This is a genomic window from Petrotoga sp. Shatin.DS.tank11.9.2.9.3 (genome assembly GCF_003665005.1).
Lineage (GTDB): Bacteria > Thermotogota > Thermotogae > Petrotogales > Petrotogaceae > Petrotoga > Petrotoga mobilis.
Map to the genome: position 1 here is coordinate 186517 of NZ_JGVT01000007.1, position 18448 is coordinate 204964.

Below are 18448 nucleotides of genomic sequence, written 5' to 3' on the forward strand. Positions count from 1 at the left end.
GAATAAAAACTAAAGGCTTTAGAAATTGAACATCGCTGAAAAATCTTTTGCTGATCTGTGCAAAATGGTCTTTTTCGTAGTGCTTTTGAATAACTTTCCTAATCTCATTTGCTTTCCAAATGATGTGTCGAATTTGGGGATCTTAAGGGGTTTACCCCTTAACGTTTGGCGAAGGGGGCGCTATATATAAAGTTTTAGGTTAAGACCAAAAGGAGGCTTTAAATTTGAGTGAAAAAGTAAAGGTAATTAAGGTAATAAAAGAAGGAGATATCTATTTTGCTACGATAGAAAATAACCCTTTTTATCCTGATGGAAAAGGCGGGCAACTTGGAGATAGGGGTAAAATTGATACTGTTGACGTTTTAAATACCCCAGAAACAGGCGTTGTATTAAGCAAACATTTAAACCCCGGTGAATATTTTTATGAAATAGATGAAAAAAGAAGATTTGATATAGCTCAGCAACATACTGCACAACATATATTATCGGCTGCTTTTGAAAGAATAGCTTCGTTAAAAACTGTTAGTTTCAAGATGGGCGAAGAATATTCTACTATAGATTTGGATGAACAAAATATTGGAGAAGAAATGTTAAACAAAGCCGAAGAACTTTCAAACGATATAATTTCTAAATGCATAGAAGTAGAAGAAATATTTACGGATAAAGAAGGGGCTCAGAAATATAATTTAAGGAAACCTCTAAGTGATAAAGTGAGTGGTCAAGTGAGGCTGATAAAAATCGATGATTTTGATATATCTGCTTGTGGCGGTTTCCATGTAAAAAATACAGGTAACATCAACCTTTTAAAGATAACAAATACAGAAAGAGTAAAAGGAAATTTAACGAGGGTGTATTTTTTAGCAGGTCTTAGAGCCATTAAAGATTATTCACAAAAAGATTCAATTTTAAAAAACATTTCTTTTATCTTGACATCGGGATTATATGATTTAGAAAATAAAGTAGAAATTCTATTAAATGAAAACAAAGATTATAAGAACCGTATTAAGAAGTTAGCAGAAAAAATGGCTTATCATCTCTCAAAAGATTTAATCCAAAAAGCTGTGGTTGTGAACAATAACAAAGTAGTTTACCATAAAAAAGAAGATGAAACAGCGGATTTCTTGCACAAATATGTAAATTTAAAAGATTATACACTCATTATTGAAGATGAGAAGAACAAAACCTTTTCTATTGTCTCTAACAATATTAACTGTAAAGAGCTTATAGACAAATTAAAAATGAATAACAACATCAAAGGCGGTGGAAGTGAAGTAAGAGGTAACATAAGCGGCGATATAAAGTTCAAAGATATTCTCAAAATATTAGAAAAATAGCCCAATCATGGGCTATTTTTCAGAAATAAATTTTCTAATTCTTAGATTCAAATATTTTCACGTAAAAATTTTCTATATTTTGTTCGTTTGTATTGTTTTGAAGTAAAACTATATTTGTATATGGATCATAATTTTTACCAGGTTCATATACTTTGGAATTTGGATCCATGTCCAATAATTTTTCAATTTCATCTTTTGATAAATAAACAGTTTTTGGAAGAACATCGATGTCTTTCCCTAATCCATCTTCAATAAATTTATCGAGACTCATCTCTTCATTTTTATCATAAGAGACATATTTTAGGATATCTATAAATATCTCAGCTGGATACCCACCTGTAATTGCTCCAAAAGGATTTTTTTGTTCGTCAAAGAATACAAAGGTTGGTGTATATCTGGCACCAAAGGCATAAAACAACTGACCATAATTATATTCTTCTCCTTGAAATGTGGCTTTTTCAGTTGTAGGATAAATTTCAACAAAAACAAATTCTGTGCGCAACCATTTTTGAATCTCTTCATCCAACAGTGTTGTTTCTTTGAATTGAGTACATGCTGGGCATGTAGGTGATGAAAACATGACTACTACTTTTTTGTTTGTTAATTCGGCAACTTCGAAAGCTTCATTGAAATTTTCAAAAACAAATTCCTCTAATGGGACAGAGAATATGGTAATTACTGATAGAATAAATAACATTACAACGAAAAATTTTTTCATAAAGTAAACCTCCATTTTATAATACACTTATATTGTTAAAAAGCCCAAATGAAACCATAGTACCCACTACCATAAGCAAAATACCACCAATAATTCTCAAGGATCTTTGCCATTTTGGCTCTCCTAAGGTTACTTTAGATAATATTTTACTGACAATGCCACTAAAGAATAAAAACGGGATGGAAATACCCAGAGAATAAACAAAAAGTAAAAGAGCTCCCCTCATTGCTTCTCCTGTTGTCGTTGCTAAGGTAAGAATCGAAGCCAAAATTGGGCTTGCACACGGGATCCATACTAAAGAAATTAAAATCCCAATTAAAAAGGCGGAAAAAAAGGAATTATTTTTATTGTATTTTCTTAGGTCTATATTCTTTGCAGAAATCAAACTTTTATTCATCAAAAACAGAAATCCAAATAATATTATTAATACACCAGCAACTATGTTAATAACGCTTTGATACATTGCAAGCATCATACCAATACTACCAGAAATACTGCCTAACAAAGCAAAAAAGAGAGAAAGGCCAAGAAAAAATCCCAAACTCCTTTTGATGACCAAACGAGTATCTGAGATATCAGGGATAACCAATGCAAAAAAAACGGGTATTAAAGGGAAAACGCAAGGGCTAAAAAATGATAATAAGCCACCAGAAAGTGCAGTTAAAAAAGTAACAGAATTTGTTATGGCAAGAGAATTCATAGTGTTGGCTCCTTTGCTAAAATTATTAAAAGTTAGCCATACCCTACTAAGGTATTTTAATTATATCACATTATACTAAATTTTCTCAACAAAGATTTGTATTTCTTTGGCTCATATAATAAAAAAGATTTGTCTTTTCTTCAATGAAGAGATCTTCATTTTTTGTACGATAGGTTCACTACTTTGGTAATCCATATTGATTTGATTGTAATAAAAATCGTTTATAATTTTGATACCCTCCCCTTATGGGATGGATAAAAAGGCAATTTTATGAAACACCAAAAGGCTCTTAGAAAACTTAAAACAGCGCGTAGACCAATTGATGCAGCTATAAAAATTTACAAGAATTTGGAAAGGAGTGATAAATTATGATGGGATTCGGTTTGGGAATGATGTGGGGAGGATTTTCTTTGATTTTCTTGATAATAATTGTCATAGCAGTGATTTATTTTATTAATAATAGGAATGACGATAATTCGAGTTCATATCACAACAATAATAATGACTTTCATCATCAAGTTGATAGAGCTGAAGAAATCGCTAAAGAGCGTTATGCTAGAGGTGAAATAAGCAAGGAAGAATTTGATCAGATAATAAAGGACTTGAAATAGGATTCAAAAAATAAAGGTTGTAGAGACAAAAAGGTTTGACTATGAGCGATATCAGTAAATAGATTTCTGGAAAGGAGTGTTTATTATGGGATATTGTTACCTGTGGGGTGCTTATGGGCAGAGTATTTTAGGTGGATATTGGTGGATTATACCTTTGCTTTTCTGGGGACTACTTGTAACGATGATTGTGCTGTTATTTAGGGCAAACAAAAAACGCAGCACCTATCATGCTCTGGATATTCTCAAACAAGAATATGCTCTGGGGCGGATTTCCAGAGAAGAGTATTTGAACAAGAAAAAAGATTTAAAGTAATATTAAAGAGATAAAAGTCGGGAGATTCGATCTACCGACTTTTTTAGGTGGGTGCGCCCAGCATGGGCAATAGCTAAGCGGTGAAAGTCCGCTGTGGGACAGGTAGCGGGAACCACTAGTCGAAGGCAAGGGTACTTACTGTAGTGTGGGATGAGGTAGATAATTAATTATCTACCTCTTATCCGATAATCATATCTTTTTTGATGACACTTCCATCAATGTCGTATATTTCGAAATGGATCTTTTTTATTTTCAAAATATTCGATGGATCGTATGTTTTCACATCTATTTTGAAATCGTTGCCTACTTTTGTTATATCTATCTTTAAATTACCAAACTCACCTTTTGAGAAGTTGTAAGTGGTTCCATCGTCATCATAATAATTGTAAATAGCGTGATCGCTTACCAAACCAATAACTGTTAGTTCTGTAATTTCTTTTTCACCAACATAATTCATAGGCTCGGATAGAAGTATCATGCTATTCTCCTTTATGAAAAGAGGAATTTCATTTAAATCTGCTTCAATGTAATAATCTCCGGGTTCATAAACTTTCATATTTCTTTCTTCGTATTTAGAAGCCGTCCAATTTAGCCACTTCATTTCTGGCAAGTGTACATATCTTCCCTTTTTGTTTTGTTCGTGAACGGGTGCTACCATCAAAGATTCTCCATACATGTACTGATCTTCTATATCTTTCACCCTATCTCCTTCAAATACAAAAGATAAAGGTTTTACAAATGGGACAGATTCTTTTACGGAGTTCATATATTCTGAGTAAGTATAAGGTATGAAAGCGTATCTGAGCCTCACTATATCTCTCATGATGTTCAAAGATTCTTCATCGAACTGCCAAGGCTCCTGAGGCCTTGTATTTAGTGCGGTATGGTTTCGATAAAATGGTGTGAATGCTCCTAACTCCATCCATCTTATGACTAATTCGGCGGATGAATCTGCTCCAAAGCCACCAACATCAGCCCCGGTATAGAAAAATCCCAACATATTTAAAGATTGCAGCATTCTTATATTAACAAGCATGTGTTCCCACCAAGATTTATTATCCCCCATCCATATTGAAGCCATCCTGTGAAGGCCAGGATAACTGCTTCTTGACAGTAGCAAGTATCTTTCATTCGGACATAACTCTTTAAGCTCATCCGCAGTTGCTTTAGTCATGTTGAATCCGTATAAGTTATGAACCATATCGTGATTTATTAAACTACCATCGTCTAATTTATGGTAAAAACTTTTATAATCTTCTCTGTTGCCGGCTATGTTCAAAAGTGTTTCTCTTGCCAAGAAAACTTCTATGCCGGCATTTTCCTTATTTTCCTCCAAATATTTCAACAGTTCAAAAAGATTGTCTAAACCTTTAGGGGTAAAAAATATTGAAGGTTCGTTCATATCGTTCCAAAAGCCTTTTATTCCCATATCTGTAAAGAGTTTATACTTCTTCCCCCACCATCTTCTAACTTCAGAGTTTAAAAAGTTTGGAAAGTGGGTAGGCCCTGGCCAAACAGCTGCAACAAAGTCATTACCATTTTCATCCACACAGAAAAATCCTTTTTCCTTGCCTTCTTCGTACATTGGATAGTCTTTTTCTATTTTTACCCCCGGATCTATGATGGGTATAACTTTTATTCCCATTTCTTTTAAGTCTTTCACCATCCCTTCGTAGTTAGGGAATTTTTCTTTGTCTATTGTGAAAACCTTGTAACTATCCATGTAATCTATGTCGGTGTAAATGACATCACAAGGGATTCCAGTTTCTCTGAATTTTTTTGCTACATTTCTAACTTCCTCTTCAGAGAAATAACTCCACTTTGATTGCTGAAACCCAAAAGCCCATTTTGGAGGGATGTAAGGTTTTCCAGTTAAATTAAAGTATTCTTTTATTATGGATAGCTTTTCATCAGTATCAAAAATATAAAAGTCAAAATCTTTTGAAGGAACGGTGATCTGCAAAATATCTTTATCTGTGAATCCTATGTCAAAGATAATTTCAGAAGGATAATCAATGAACAATCCGAAAGTATTTTTTCCATCCAAGATCATAAAAGGATGAGAACCGTATAAAGACATTTTGTCAGGGGTATGTTCAGGATCATCTGTGTTGTAGAATCTGTAAATTTTACCTCTTTTGTTCAATGCCCCTAAAGTTTCTCCTAATCCATATACAACATCTTCTTTTGACATCTTGTATATGAAATTTATTTTGTTATCTTTTTCTTCAATTTGAAAATATGGGATAGTATCGTTTTGTTGGAAACCTTTGCTTTCTAAGTCAACTATCACCGCCCCAGTTTTAAAAGGGTTGCCACTTCTGTACAAAGTAGTGTATTGCGTTAACTGCGTCTTTGTGAACATAATAGATAAATCCTCCTCCAGATAAAAATAATATGTGGTTTTTAAAAACTTTAAGACTCGATAGACAGTGTTTTTACAGTCTACTTTCTATTAATTTTTCTTCTTTTAATCTTTGCAGATAATGCTCAACTTCTGCCTTTAAATCTTTCTCAATTCCCAACTCTGCTTTTGCTATTAAAATGGCTTCTTCTTTTGAAAATCCTATTTCAAATACATTCAAAAATACATCCAAGAAATCTCTAAAGTTAGGTATTTTTTCTCTAATGTGGTTCATCCATTTTATATCTTCGATATTGTACCACGAATCAGAAATAGGCCCAATATTTTTTCTTACCTTTCTTTTTTGTGAAGGGATCAAATCAAAGTCAATTTTTTCTTTAAAAAATTCAATTAATTCTTCTTCAACATCTCCATATTTAGAGAGTTGCTGTAGTTTTAGGTACGTCATGTAATTTACATAATTAGTGATGAGTTTGCTTTGAGCATTGACTAACTTGAAATGATTGTTTATAATTTTGCCTTTTACTTGTGCCGAAACTTCTTGACTCATATTGTCTAAGTCGTAGATAGTTTTTAAAACAGCTTTTCCTATCCAGTCAAGGGTATTTTTTGAACAATTATCAACCGTGTCGTCGCTTGAATGGTAATACCTATCAGGCCAATTCGTTAATGAGACAGCGGGTATTTCCAAGTTTGGATCTGAAAACATGTAATGGTCAGAACCTCCTGAATATCTTTCGAAAGATAATCTAAAAGCAGGATATTCTAAGTTCACGTAAAGAAGTTCTGCTAAAAAAGATGGTATTGCCCAAGGGGATGGAGTTAATTTAAGAGTTGATCCTGTTTTAAATTGATCTTCCCCAACCATATCTAAGTTTATAACATAAGCGTTTTTTGGGAATTCTGTTGTTAAATAAGCGGCTGTACCGTACATCTCTGCTACCCAAAGACCAATAATTTTCCTGTTTAATTGATCTTGGAATTTTTCTAATACTCTCATTATTTCTGCCAGCAGTGCGGAGCCGCTTGCATTGTCATTGGCTCCTGGTTTTGGATGACACAGATGAGCAGTTAAAATAATAGCTGGTTGATCGGTATCTTTACCGATCTTTTCTTGTAAGACCTCTAAGTTATTTATTCCTTGATCTGCATCCAAAAATGCTTCTATGACAACTCTTTCTTTTTTAAGCTTTTCCTTTAATTCTTGAAATTGATCATAAGATAATGCGTAACCAAAACCATACTTATTTTTAAAACTTGGGAAAGAGGTATAATTAATGGTATCAGGTAAAAGTTCCGGAGTTCTTCCTATGGATTTATCTTGAGCTTTCATATAATAACTGAGGACGCATCTTGCGTTGAATTTTTCTATAGCATAGTGGTACACTAGGGTGGGGTTACCATCAGCCAATACCGCATTTCCCGGTTCGAAATTTTTGTAGTCTTCCTCTGTTTCTCCTTTTCCTACATCGAAGACTTCCAGTTTCTCTACACCGTCAGTTTTATCTGATAGAAATATTGCCGAGATAGGTGTTAGAGAAAGATCAGAGACGATGTATTTTCCATTTTGATATTTTAAAAAGCCTCCTTTTAGATTCCAACTTGGAGGACTTTGCCATGTGCTGTAAGTTTTATCCATAGGGAAGGTAAGCAAAGTTGAATATTTCAAATAATTTTGAATTATCTCTCTTGCTTCGGAATATTCCAAGCTACCTTTTGCTCTGTGAAAAGCAGATATTTTTCTAATTAATTCCAAGGCATTTCTCGAAGAAAATTCGTAAAATATATCTTTTAAGTCTATCATTTCGTTCCCCCCCGTTTTCAAAGAATGTCTTTTTCTTCTATAAGGTCACTGCAGGCTTGTTCGGGAGAAACATGGTTTATATGAAAGCCCGTACCCCATTCAAAACCAGCAACATTAGTTAATCTAGGTAGTATTTCTATATGCCAGTGGTAATATAGTTCCAGTCCGTCTATAAACGGTGAAGTGTGTATGAATAGATTAAATGGTGGATCGTCAAGTTTTTTATCAAACCTTTTGGTTATAATCGAAAGGGTTTTTGCTAAATCTTCAACTAATGCCGGATTGTTTTCTAAGGACCCAAAGTCATGTGAATGCTTGAGTGGAAGTATCCATGTTTCGTATGGAAATCTGGAGGCGTAAGGTTCTATAACAATGAACTCATCCGTTTTGAAAACGACCCTTTGTTTGTCCTTTAACTCTTGGTTTATTATGTCACAATAAACACATCTTTCTCGAAAGTCATAATAAGATTTGGAGCCTTCTATTTCTGATTTAATAGTGATGGGAACGATTGGAGTGGCGATGAGCTGTGAGTGTGGATGTGAAAGGGAAGCGCCAGCTTCTTCTCCCTTGTTTTTGAATATTTGAACGTATTTTATGTTTTTGTCTTTTCTTATTGTTTGAAACCTTTGTATGTAAGCCCATATTATTTCTTTTATTTGATCCATTGGCATATCAGCTAATTTTGCGTTGTGTTGTGGTGTTTCTATAATGACTTCATGGTATCCATAGCCAGACATTTGATCGTATATCCCGACACCCTGTTTTTTCAATTCGTTTTCAGAGTTGAGTGCTGGAAATTTATTTGGAACAACCCGAACCCACCATCCCGGGGAGTTTGGAGTAGAGTTAGCATCTCTAAAGGCTATTATTTCTTCCGGTGTACTGTATTCATTTCCATAATCGAAAGGGCAGAAGGAGTTTTCTATTTTTTGCTGTTGTTTTTTGAAATCCATGGGCCTTTTTGATCGTTCGGAAGATATTATAACCCATCTTTTTATTATAGGATCTTTTCTCAATTCCATCATTCTAATAACCTCGTTTTTTGTCAAGGGCGATTTTGTACAATTCGATGTATTTCTTGGCGGTTTTTTCGTAAGAGAAGTCTTCTTTCATACAGTTTTCAAAAATATTCGTCCAGTCATCTTTCCTTTCTTGGTGAAAGTATATGGCTTTCATTAAAGTGTATAATAAATCCGCTTCTTGGTACTCATAAAATCCGAATCCTGTCCCTTTTTTATCTTTTGGATTGTATTCCGAAACCGTATCCTTCAATCCCCCTGTGTATCTAACAACGGGAACGGTGCCGTATCTCATCGAGTACATTTGCCCTAATCCGCATGGTTCATACTTAGATGGCATCAAAAAGATATCAGATCCAGCGTATATCTTTTGTGCTAGATCTACATCGAAGGTTATGTTGATGGAGACTTTTTTAGGATAAATCTTTGTCAAGGTAGCAAAATACTCTTCGTATTTTTTATCTCCTGTTCCTAATAAAACAAATTGAATATCCGTGAGTAACAAAAAGTCTATTATTTTTGAAATTAAATCGATTCCTTTTTGTTCAAAGAGCCTGCCAATGAAAGAGATTAGCGTTACATTTTCATCCTTAACGAGTCCTAAGTATTCCTGCAAACTTGTTTTATTTTTTAATTTGTCTTTGTATGATTCAATAGGATAAAAAATATGTGGATCCTTTAATGGGTCATAAATGCTGTAATCAATGCCGTTTAATACACCAAACAAATCTTCAGATCGAACCTTCAATATTCCTTCTAGTCCATATCCGTATTCTTCGGTCTGTATTTCTTTTGCATAAGTGGGACTCACTGTATTTATTATATTACTGAACAAAATTCCACCTTTCAATATATTTACTTTTCCATAATATTCCAAGGCGTTTATGTTGAATAGGTAATTAGGTAATCCTGCTTGATTTAATACTTCAGGGTTAAAAAGCCCTTGATAACCTATGTTGTGTATAGTTAATATTGTGGCTATCTTTTTTAAAATGTTGTCTTGTAAATAAACGGTTTTTAGATATACAGGTATAAGAGAAGTGTGCCAGTCATTTGCGTTGATAACATTTGTGTCGGGTTCACATTCTTTTATAGTTTTTAAAACAGCATCACAAAAGTAAGAAGTTTTCAAAAAGATATTTTCTTCATCATATATGTTTTTTGAATCATAGAGGGTATCTGTTTTTATGAAATAAATTACTACAGAGGAACCTTCTAAATAACTTTTATAAACACTGAAAGGAGATTTATGTGTATGAGAATCAGGTATTAAGTCTGTTTTTACAACCTCAAATTTAGAAATATCATAATTATTTTCTATGTTTTTATGAAAAGGCATCACAACGTATATATCTTCTCCTGCATTTTTAATATATTTTGGTAAGGCTCCAGCTACGTCTGCCAAGCCTCCAGCTTTAGCAAATGGAGAGACTTCGTAGGATACGTAAGCTATTTTCATAATATATATCGCCTCCTAGTGAGTGATTCTATCTTTTCTTTAAAGATTCTAAAAACTTGTTTTAGCGCCCTTTCACCCCGCTCCCCACCCGTAAGGAAAGGTAGAGAGGGCTTCGCCCTTTCACCCCGTTTTTTTACCTGTCTTTATCTCCGTTTTCTTCGTATATACCTTCATACTCTATATTTTCTTCGTCCAATATATCAGAAATGAGGTCGATATTTTTAATGCCTAATTTGAGACTGATCATTCTCTTTTCGTCACTTATTTTGGCGGTCATTAGAGAGAGAAGGTTGATTTTTCGATTCGCAAATATGCTCAAGAGTTTGCCGAGTTCACCAGGAACGTCATTTATCTTTATTAAAGCTCGTGTTCCTGTTTCATCAATAGCTGAGATGGTTTTAAAGGCTTTTAAAACTTCAAAAAGTCCAAAGATTCCTACAGGGCGCATTTCATTGTTAACAACGGGTAAAACTCTAGCTCTGTTTTCTAACATCAAAACTAGAGCATCTTCTAATAAGTCAGTGTCAAATAAAAAAGAGTCGGTAGGATCTAATATTTCTATTAATTTCGTATCTAAGCCATAAGAAGAAAATGTAGTTGTTATATCGTTGAAAGTAATGAGGTTGTACAAAGTCCCATCTCGTCTCACAACGACCAAATTTTCTTCTTCACTGCTTATTTTATCAAAGGCTTTTTGCAAGGTTTCGGTATATTCAATTGCTTGAAAAGTATCATTTTGCCATATTTTTACATACATCATACAACCCCCAATATAATCTGTAAGACTAAAAACAATAATTATAAATTATTCATAAGGTATGCGAAAACTTGGGTATCTTTAATTAAATTGTCAATTTTCACGTATTCGTTAGGTTGATGTGCTGTTCCATCAATTGTTGACCAAACAGCAGCAGGAAACCCTGCCCCACGGACTATGGCTGCACAGGTACCTCCACCTATTCCACCAACTTCAGCTTCTATATTTCTAAGGTCCCTTATACTTTCTTTCAACATTTCTACACAGGGATGGTCTTTTGGAGTGGGTTTTGTTGATTTTTCAATATGTTCCCCTTCAATTATTATTTTGACATTCCATTTATTCTCGTATTCTTTTGACAGGTTTTTAAGGTTGTTTATTATTTGTTCAACGTCATAATTTGGAAGAATTCTTCCATCGAAATATATGATATCAGTGCCGGGAATGGTGTTTATGTTTTCAACATTTGATACTTTCTTTGTCGGTTCAAAAGAAGAGTAAGGATAATTAAAGAGGTCGTCTTGTAGGTTATAAGTTTCGTGGAAATATTTATCCGCTGCAATTGCAAAATCCATACCAGCTCTATGGGCGTTAATGGAGATATTGGGCATAGATGCATGGCCTTGTTTTCCAATAGTTGTTATTTTTAACCACATAATCGATTTTTCCGCAACTTCGATGAAGCTTCCATCAGATTCCCCGGCATCTGGTACGTAGAACCAATCCCCTTCTTTAAATAATCCTTGTTTTAATAAGTATTTTATTCCAAATTCTGAACCCGTTTCTTCATCTGAAACCAAAGCTAAGGCAATGTTGTTTTTTGGCCTCACTTTTAAATCCATAATACTTTTCACGGCATATAATGTTGATATTAAAGAGGCTCCATTGTCTTCGCTTCCCCTTCCAAAAATCTTTCCGTCTTTTACTACCGGTTGAAAAGGATCTGTTTCCCACAATTTGATATCACCAGCAGGTACCTTGTCCATGTGCGTTACAAACCAAATAGTTCTTTGTGGATTTTGACCTTTATAGGTTGCAACAATGTTTGGCCTGTATCCATATTCAACAGCATCGTCTGGAGCGTCGTATCTTTTGATTTCATCGAAATTCCATCCTCTAATCAAAGATTCCAGCCATTCTGCAGCTTCCTTTTCTCCAGGTCCTCCCGCACGTGGGTTGACAGAGTCAATTGATGTGAACTTTTTTGAACTTTCAATAATTTCTTCTTTTAATTCTTCTACTTTTTTAATTATACTTTCCTTCATGTAATTAGCCCCCTTATAGGTATTTGTAATTCAAAACCATTTTTTCTTTTTGAATATAATTATCATAATCACAGCTATAGTCGCCATGATACCTAAGATTAGGAAATAACCAAATTTCCAATGCAGTTCTGGCATATTCTCAAAATTCATGCCGTATATTCCCGCTATAAAAGTTAGTGGGATGAAAATGGTTGATATTATGGTGAGTATTCTCATTATTTCATTTAAACGGTTGCTCACTATCGACAAGTAAATCTCTGTTAAGTTATTTAAATTCTCTCTCAATAAATCGATAGATTCGTTTATCCGTATGGTATGATCGTAGAGGTCGATAAAGTATACCTCATTATTTTCATTTACGAATCCCTTTTCTTTTTTTTGTATTTGAAAGAGTATGTCTTTTAAAGGGAATACAAATCTTCGGAACCTTAATATTTCCTGCTTGATTTTCTTTATTTTTATAAAATGCTCTTCTTCAATCTCTTCTGTGATTTTTTCATCTATTTCTTCTGTGTGTGAAATATAGTTATTTAATTTTGATAAGTAACTATCAACTACTATATCCATTAAAGAGAAGGTTAAGTAACCTACGTCTTTTTTCCTTATATCTCCTGCGTTTGTTTTGAGTTGAGTTTTTAACAAATTTGTGGCAAAATTCTTTTCCTCTGAGAAACTAATCATTATGTTTCCTTTTATAATTATACTGAGTTGTCTAAATTCTAGCTTTTCGCTTGAATCGGAGATTAATTTTATGACTAAAAATGTGTAAGAATCATAGAACTCGATCTTAGTTCTTTGATTGACATTAATTATATCCTCTAAGGTTAACTTGTGGATGTCAAAGATTTCTCCAATGGCTTTTAATTGATTTGAGTCAGAGACGTTTTCAAAATCGATCCAGTGTATTTGGTTTTTATCTAGGGTTTTTATAAGGTCAAGGTCGACATTTTCATTTAGATTATAAGAGTGTTGATCATACGAAAAAACGTTGATGATTGCGTTTGATGGCTCTAATTTTCCTGTGTAAATAAGCTCTCCAGGAGGGTTCCCAACTTTACTTAAATTTTTTCGTTTAGCTGAATTCATAATAATTTCCCTCTTTCAAAAGTTGTGAGATCAATCTCTCTTCAAACTTGGGATCGTATTCAAAAGTTATGGGATCTTGTAATGTTTTGATACTTATTATGTGTCCCCTTTTTGGATTCCCAAAGTCGGATAATAGATAAAGATAGAATAAAATTTGAAATTGATAATCGTTGATTTTTTTTGGATCTCTCAATTCTGAGTATTTGTAATCCAAAATCTCGATATCACCGTTTTCTATGATGACTTTATCAGGAATCCCAAATAACATGTATTCTTTTTTTCCTAAATTCAATTTTTTCATGAGTCTCCATTCATTTTTTATTATTTTATTCTCATTGGGTGTGAAAGCTTTTTTCACTATATCTAATTCATCAAAACGCTGTGGTAACTCGCCATTTTTTATCATGTTTTTTATGTGACTTATGTTTTGAGCGCTTCTTAGTTTAGAGTGTAAAAAAGACCCTCTGAAGATAAGCTCTTGGTCTGAAAAAATGTTTTTTGGATCAAAATAAGTTGAAGGAGATGTAATGGTTCCACTGAGGTCTTCGATTAAATCTAATTCTTCAGTTTTTATTTCCTTGATTATGTAAGTTGGGGCTATATACTTTTTATATGAGAGATTGGTTAAGTCTTTAAGATTCTGTTGAGGTATATCTTCAAACAAAGAATTTTCTTCCTCTTGGTTTAGAGTTTCGGTAGCGTTCTCTTGTGATTGCTGAATATGATCAGATTGAATTATGTCTATCATATCTGAATTTTTTACAGTTAAGAAGAAATTATTTAAAGTATCAGCTTTCTCGTTGGACACTAAAATGGGTAGCAACAAGTCTTTCGCTCTTGTTACTCCCACATATACTAATCTATTGGCTTCGGTTTTATCCAAAAATTCGTTGTTTTTAAACCATTTGAGAAGCCAGTGATCACTGTTTTCTACGCTCTCTTTATATATATTGTTTAAGATGTAATATCTATTTCCCTCCGCATTAGGGATCGAAAATTCTGCATTAGAACCATTTTTTGCGTTTGAGATAGAGTTGTGTAAACCAATCATTAATACAATAGGAAATTCCAAACCTTTAGATTTATGAATGGTCATTACTTTCACACTGTTAGATGTTTCATCTTCAATAGAAGCCTCTTCTTCGGAGATATTAGAGGCATTTTTCAAAAATCTGACCAATTCAGAAAAGGAATTTGCCATATTGTTGTATTCTTCGGCTTGGTTTATAAGTTTTTTTATATTGGATATCGAAACTTCAGGATCATTTGTTAAAGCGAGTTTAGTGAAGTAATTGTTGTCGTTTATTATACCTTTAAGTATAGAAGATGGAGTTAAATAATATTTGAGATCCTTGTACTTTTTAAGCACTTTATAACTTTCCACCACATCGTCAGGAAATTCGTTTTGTATGTTTTCAAAGGTTTCAAAAAAGCTTCCTTGTCTTTTTTCTACTAATTTGGAAAGATCTTGAAAACTCATACCTACTAGAAGTGACATCATATACCTTACAAACTGGTAGTCGTTGAATGGATTTTGAATTGAGTTGAGGGCAGCGAAAATAGCTTGAATTTCTGGTCTATTGTAAAAAGATTTGCTGCCGAATATATAAAAGGGTATATTATATTTAAAAAATGTGTTTCTAAGTATTTTCTCTGTATTTTTTAATTCTTTTGAAAGGATAGCGATATCTTTTGGTTCGATTTTTCTTCTTTCGTAATATACTTTATTATTATTTCTTACTTTGAAATCCATTTCTTGTCCTAACAACTTTTTTATCACTTTTGCCAACGTCTCTATTTCGATGGCAAGGCGATTTTCTTGGTTGTTTAAACCATTTTCCTCTGTAGGTTCAATTAATATGTATTTAACTCTTTTAGTATCATCTTCACTCAACCTAGGAATTGTTTCGGTCTCTTGGGGAAGGATTTCGGGTTCTGATATATCTTCTTCTTGGAAGGAAAGATTTTCTAAAAGTTTGGGATCGATGTCTTGCATTTGTATATTTTCTCTTTTAAATAAAGAAGCTTCAGAAAGATAATTTGCAAAATTTATTATTTGTTGATGGGACCTTCTGTTTTTAGTTAATTTCCCTAAAAGAACTTCTTCATCAGAGTTTTGAGCTTCTGTTAAAGATCGAGAAAATACAGACACATCCGCTCCTCTGAAACGATAGATGGATTGTTTCCTATCTCCAACGTAAAAAAAGTAATTATCTGTGGTATGGAGTTTGTCAAAGATTTCTTTTTGAAGATAATTAGTATCTTGAAATTCATCGACTATGATATATTTGAATTTATTTTGATACTTTTTAAGAAGATCGGGGTTATTTTCGAATTCTTCTACAACCTTTTCTAAAACTGCTTTGAAGTCGTATAAAAAATTATCGATGGTTAATCCCAAATAGAATTCACTAGCAATAAGAGAAATAATTTTGACAAGCCATAAAAAGTTCTTGTAAAGTTCGGAAAGTTCTTTATCTGCTAATTCTAAATCATTAGTTAATAAAGCTCTTGACATTTCGATGCGCCAGTTGGAAACGACATCTTGAATTATTTTTTCAAACTTGTCCAGTCCTATTTCAGAAAGTATAGTTTTAAAGGTTTCTTTAAATTTTGTTTTTTCTCTATTTAAAGCTTCGACATACTTTTCTATTTTTTCTTTCCTTTTTGTGGATAAGAAGTTGAGCCAATCTATTTCTTTATCTTGATATATTTCTAAGGCGACTCTTAGAGCAGAATAAACCGATCTTTCAACTTCTCGATCTCTTTGAAAATCGCTTATTATACTAAAATTTGGGTCTACTCCCACTGAAATGTTGTTTTCCCTTATTATTCTTGAACAAAAGCTGTCTATAGTTTTGATCCAGGAGCGTGATAAATTAATTTTTACTTCGTTCCAATATTGATACCATTCTAATTTGCTGGCGCCATATGGGGGTTTTTTATCCAATTTATTGGAAACCTCTTCCATAATTCTATTCTTCATTTCGGAGGCAGCTTTATTTGTAAAGGTCACCGTAAGAATGTTATCAACTATGTCAGCATTGGGAAAATTCTTTTCTAACACTTTTATAAAATATTGTGTAAGAATATAAGTTTTGCCCGTTCCAGCTGATGCCGAAATGAAGAAATTCCTGTTTGGATCATCTATCTCTTTGTAAACATCAACTTTTTTTACAGTCATTTAGTATCTTGTCCTTTCAAATTTTGAACCAATCTGTTTTAAATATTATACCATAATTATATTATTGATTAAAAAGTAAAGACGCTCTATAGCATAGAGCGTCTTGAAGATAAGTTAAAATTATTCTATTTGTTAATTAGCCGTGATTTTTTTAAATTCTTCTTTGTTGTGTATTTTTTCGTACACAAAATCTTTTGTAACTTTACCGTCTTTGACTTCCACTATTCTACTTGAATATTTTTCTACAATTTTCATATTGTGCGTGACCATTATGATGGTTAGTCCTAGCTCCTCATTTATCCTCATAGTTAGTTCCATCACCTTTTCAACATTTTGGGGATCAAGAGCAGCGGTATGCTCGTCTAGTAGCAGAAGATCAGGCTTTGTTATAGAAGCAAGGACCATGGCGAGAGCCTGTTTTTGGCCTCCGGAAAATTCTCTGACTTTTGTTTTAAGCCTCTTTTCTAATCCCATGTTTAAAGATTTCAACAATTCTAATCCTTCGTATTTTCCGAATGAAAAGAATCTGTTGCCTTTTTTAGAGCCCAAGATCAAATTTTCTTCAAGGGTTAGATCGGGAAATACACCTCTATCAGGTTCTTGATACACTATACCAACATTTCTAAAGAGTTTGTAGGGCTTGGTTCTTTTTATGCTCTTATTATTTAATGTAAAACTTCCTTGATCTAACACCACTTCACCGGTCAAGACTTTAAGAAGCGTCGTCTTCCCTGCACCGTTTGGACCTATGATAGTGACGAATTCTCCCTTTTTAATACTTAACTCAAATTTGTCCAATGCTTTTTTTTCATTAACTTGATTTTTATTGTATACTACTCTGATGTTTTTAAGCTCAACCATTTTTTAAATTCTACCCTCCTCAATCCAATTACTATTATTATGAACAACGCGGTTATTAGTTTCATATCGCTTGATTGGAAGCCGATTATGTAACCATATCTCATGGCTAATGCCAGTAAAAATTGATAGACAACAGCTCCAATGATGGGGCATAACATGTTATAGAACAAATTAAACCTACCAAATATGATCTCTCCCAAAATAACCGCCGCTAAAGAAGTTACAACTATACCTTGTCCCATATTTACATCTGAAAATCCACCGTACATTGAGAACAAGGATCCTGACAACCCTGCGAAGAAATTTCCTAAAAATAATCCGATTATACTCATAATTTCAGGGTTCATACCAAGGTTTTTGATTCCTGCCTTGTTACCTCCGTATCCCCTGAGTGCAATCCCTAATTCGGTTCTCAAAAAGATTATTGTTAGAAGAGCAGATACAAATACTATCGAAGCTATTAGGATGGTAGAATTATATCCAGAGTTTTCTCTAAATGGAGATAAGGTTTTTTTGGTTTCGTTTGTTTGTAAATTAGGTTGACTTTCATTTAAGCTACTCATGCCTAAAAGGTCATCTAACTTTGTTTTTTCTGTGTATTGTGCCTCTTGTTGTGCGGTTATTTCTTTAGGAACAGAAACGTTCGGTCCATTCATGACCCTTATGTTTATCGAATAGAGCATGGTCATAACCAATATGCTGGCTAACAAGGAATTGACTTTTAATTTGTTATGTATCAGAGCGGTTATTATCCCAAAAAAACCAGCCATTAAACCACCAAGAATCATACACAGTATCCAAGGCAGGCCAGCGTACATAAACGCAACGGTTACCGCTCCTCCCAATACATAAGATCCATCAGGCGTTAAATCTGGGAGGTCGATGACTCTGAAACTTATAAACACGCCCATCGCAACTAGGGAGGCTATTAATCCTTGTTCTAATATACCCACTAAATCCATAATTTTC

At 33.5% G+C, this 18448-nt stretch carries 15 protein-coding genes; 3 read left to right on the forward strand and 12 right to left on the reverse strand.

Going from position 1 to position 18448, the window contains the following annotated elements; translation table 11 throughout:
- Window positions 1-224 precede the first annotated feature (224 nt).
- Window positions 225-1334, forward strand: coding sequence for an alanyl-tRNA editing protein (locus tag BZ25_RS09025; RefSeq protein ID WP_121515078.1), 1110 nt, complete (start codon window positions 225-227; stop codon window positions 1332-1334).
- Between the two features lie 34 nt (window positions 1335-1368).
- Here the strand turns inward: BZ25_RS09025 and BZ25_RS09030 are convergent, their stop codons facing one another.
- Both BZ25_RS09030 and BZ25_RS09035 read right to left on the reverse strand, forming a co-directional pair.
- On the reverse strand, window positions 1369-2052 hold the full coding sequence (locus BZ25_RS09030) for a thioredoxin fold domain-containing protein (protein WP_158584896.1): 684 nt from the start codon (window positions 2050-2052) through the stop codon (window positions 1369-1371).
- 16 nt (window positions 2053-2068) lie between these two features.
- Window positions 2069-2752 carry a cytochrome c biogenesis CcdA family protein gene (locus BZ25_RS09035; protein WP_121515076.1) on the reverse strand — a complete coding sequence of 228 codons (684 nt, stop codon included), beginning with the start codon at window positions 2750-2752 and terminating at the stop codon, window positions 2069-2071.
- 368 nt (window positions 2753-3120) lie between these two features.
- Here BZ25_RS09035 and BZ25_RS09040 point away from each other — a divergent pair, with 368 nt between their 5' ends.
- Window positions 3121-3363 carry an SHOCT domain-containing protein gene (locus tag BZ25_RS09040; protein WP_121515075.1) on the forward strand — a complete coding sequence of 81 codons (243 nt, stop codon included), beginning with the start codon at window positions 3121-3123 and terminating at the stop codon, window positions 3361-3363.
- Window positions 3364-3448: 85 nt separating this feature from the next.
- The gene (locus BZ25_RS09045; RefSeq protein WP_121515074.1) at window positions 3449-3676 is read left to right on the forward strand and encodes an SHOCT domain-containing protein; all 228 of its coding nucleotides are present in this window, start codon (window positions 3449-3451) and stop codon (window positions 3674-3676) included.
- Window positions 3677-3854: 178 nt separating this feature from the next.
- On the opposite strand, the gene BZ25_RS09050 is transcribed toward BZ25_RS09045, so the two are convergent.
- From BZ25_RS09050 to BZ25_RS09095, 10 genes are all read right to left on the reverse strand, one after another.
- On the reverse strand, window positions 3855-6041 hold the full coding sequence (locus BZ25_RS09050; RefSeq protein WP_121515073.1) for a TIM-barrel domain-containing protein: 2187 nt from the start codon (window positions 6039-6041) through the stop codon (window positions 3855-3857).
- A gap of 73 nt (window positions 6042-6114) precedes the next feature.
- A complete protein-coding gene (locus BZ25_RS09055) occupies window positions 6115-7845 on the reverse strand; it encodes a DUF4910 domain-containing protein (protein WP_121515072.1) in 1731 nt (576 codons plus the stop codon).
- 17 nt (window positions 7846-7862) lie between these two features.
- Complete coding sequence (galT, locus tag BZ25_RS09060) at window positions 7863-8873, reverse strand: galactose-1-phosphate uridylyltransferase (protein WP_121515071.1); 1011 nt, start codon at window positions 8871-8873, stop codon at window positions 7863-7865.
- Window position 8874: 1 nt separating this feature from the next.
- Window positions 8875-10326, reverse strand: coding sequence for a glycogen synthase (locus BZ25_RS09065; protein ID WP_121515070.1), 1452 nt, complete (start codon window positions 10324-10326; stop codon window positions 8875-8877).
- A gap of 133 nt (window positions 10327-10459) precedes the next feature.
- The gene (locus BZ25_RS09070; RefSeq protein ID WP_158584897.1) at window positions 10460-11083 is read right to left on the reverse strand and encodes a CBS domain-containing protein; all 624 of its coding nucleotides are present in this window, start codon (window positions 11081-11083) and stop codon (window positions 10460-10462) included.
- A gap of 41 nt (window positions 11084-11124) precedes the next feature.
- The gene (locus tag BZ25_RS09075) at window positions 11125-12348 is read right to left on the reverse strand and encodes a M20 family metallo-hydrolase (protein ID WP_121515068.1); all 1224 of its coding nucleotides are present in this window, start codon (window positions 12346-12348) and stop codon (window positions 11125-11127) included.
- 30 nt (window positions 12349-12378) lie between these two features.
- Complete coding sequence (corA, locus tag BZ25_RS09080) at window positions 12379-13434, reverse strand: magnesium/cobalt transporter CorA (RefSeq protein WP_121515067.1); 1056 nt, start codon at window positions 13432-13434, stop codon at window positions 12379-12381.
- Entirely contained in the window at window positions 13421-16618 is a 3198-nt protein-coding gene (locus tag BZ25_RS09085; protein WP_121515066.1) for an exodeoxyribonuclease V subunit beta, read from the reverse strand. Before BZ25_RS09085 ends, corA begins: the two co-directional genes overlap by 14 nt.
- A gap of 132 nt (window positions 16619-16750) precedes the next feature.
- Window positions 16751-17479, reverse strand: a complete 729-nt coding sequence (locus tag BZ25_RS09090; protein WP_121515065.1) for an ABC transporter ATP-binding protein — start codon at window positions 17477-17479, stop codon at window positions 16751-16753.
- Window positions 17452-18441 carry an ABC transporter permease gene (locus BZ25_RS09095; RefSeq protein ID WP_121515064.1) on the reverse strand — a complete coding sequence of 330 codons (990 nt, stop codon included), beginning with the start codon at window positions 18439-18441 and terminating at the stop codon, window positions 17452-17454. The genes BZ25_RS09090 and BZ25_RS09095 overlap by 28 nt, the downstream gene beginning before the upstream one ends.
- Between the last annotated feature and the right edge of the window lie 7 nt (window positions 18442-18448).

Excerpts from the sequence above, each read along its gene's own strand:
- BZ25_RS09030 (WP_158584896.1), bottom strand. The coding sequence starts at position 2,052 with ATGAAAAAATTTTTCGTTGTAATGTTATTTATTCTATCAGTAATTACC.
- BZ25_RS09035 (WP_121515076.1), bottom strand. The coding sequence starts at position 2,752 with ATGAATTCTCTTGCCATAACAAATTCTGTTACTTTTTTAACTGCACTT.
- BZ25_RS09040 (WP_121515075.1), top strand. The coding sequence starts at position 3,121 with ATGATGGGATTCGGTTTGGGAATGATGTGGGGAGGATTTTCTTTGATT.
- BZ25_RS09045 (WP_121515074.1), top strand. The coding sequence starts at position 3,449 with ATGGGATATTGTTACCTGTGGGGTGCTTATGGGCAGAGTATTTTAGGT.
- BZ25_RS09050 (WP_121515073.1), bottom strand. The coding sequence starts at position 6,041 with ATGTTCACAAAGACGCAGTTAACGCAATACACTACTTTGTACAGAAGT.
- BZ25_RS09055 (WP_121515072.1), bottom strand. The coding sequence starts at position 7,845 with ATGATAGACTTAAAAGATATATTTTACGAATTTTCTTCGAGAAATGCC.
- galT (WP_121515071.1), bottom strand. The coding sequence starts at position 8,873 with ATGATGGAATTGAGAAAAGATCCTATAATAAAAAGATGGGTTATAATA.
- BZ25_RS09065 (WP_121515070.1), bottom strand. The coding sequence starts at position 10,326 with ATGAAAATAGCTTACGTATCCTACGAAGTCTCTCCATTTGCTAAAGCT.
- BZ25_RS09070 (WP_158584897.1), bottom strand. The coding sequence starts at position 11,083 with ATGTATGTAAAAATATGGCAAAATGATACTTTTCAAGCAATTGAATAT.
- BZ25_RS09075 (WP_121515068.1), bottom strand. The coding sequence starts at position 12,348 with ATGAAGGAAAGTATAATTAAAAAAGTAGAAGAATTAAAAGAAGAAATT.
- corA (WP_121515067.1), bottom strand. The coding sequence starts at position 13,434 with ATGAATTCAGCTAAACGAAAAAATTTAAGTAAAGTTGGGAACCCTCCT.
- BZ25_RS09085 (WP_121515066.1), bottom strand. The coding sequence starts at position 16,618 with ATGACTGTAAAAAAAGTTGATGTTTACAAAGAGATAGATGATCCAAAC.
- BZ25_RS09090 (WP_121515065.1), bottom strand. The coding sequence starts at position 17,479 with ATGGTTGAGCTTAAAAACATCAGAGTAGTATACAATAAAAATCAAGTT.
- BZ25_RS09095 (WP_121515064.1), bottom strand. The coding sequence starts at position 18,441 with ATGGATTTAGTGGGTATATTAGAACAAGGATTAATAGCCTCCCTAGTT.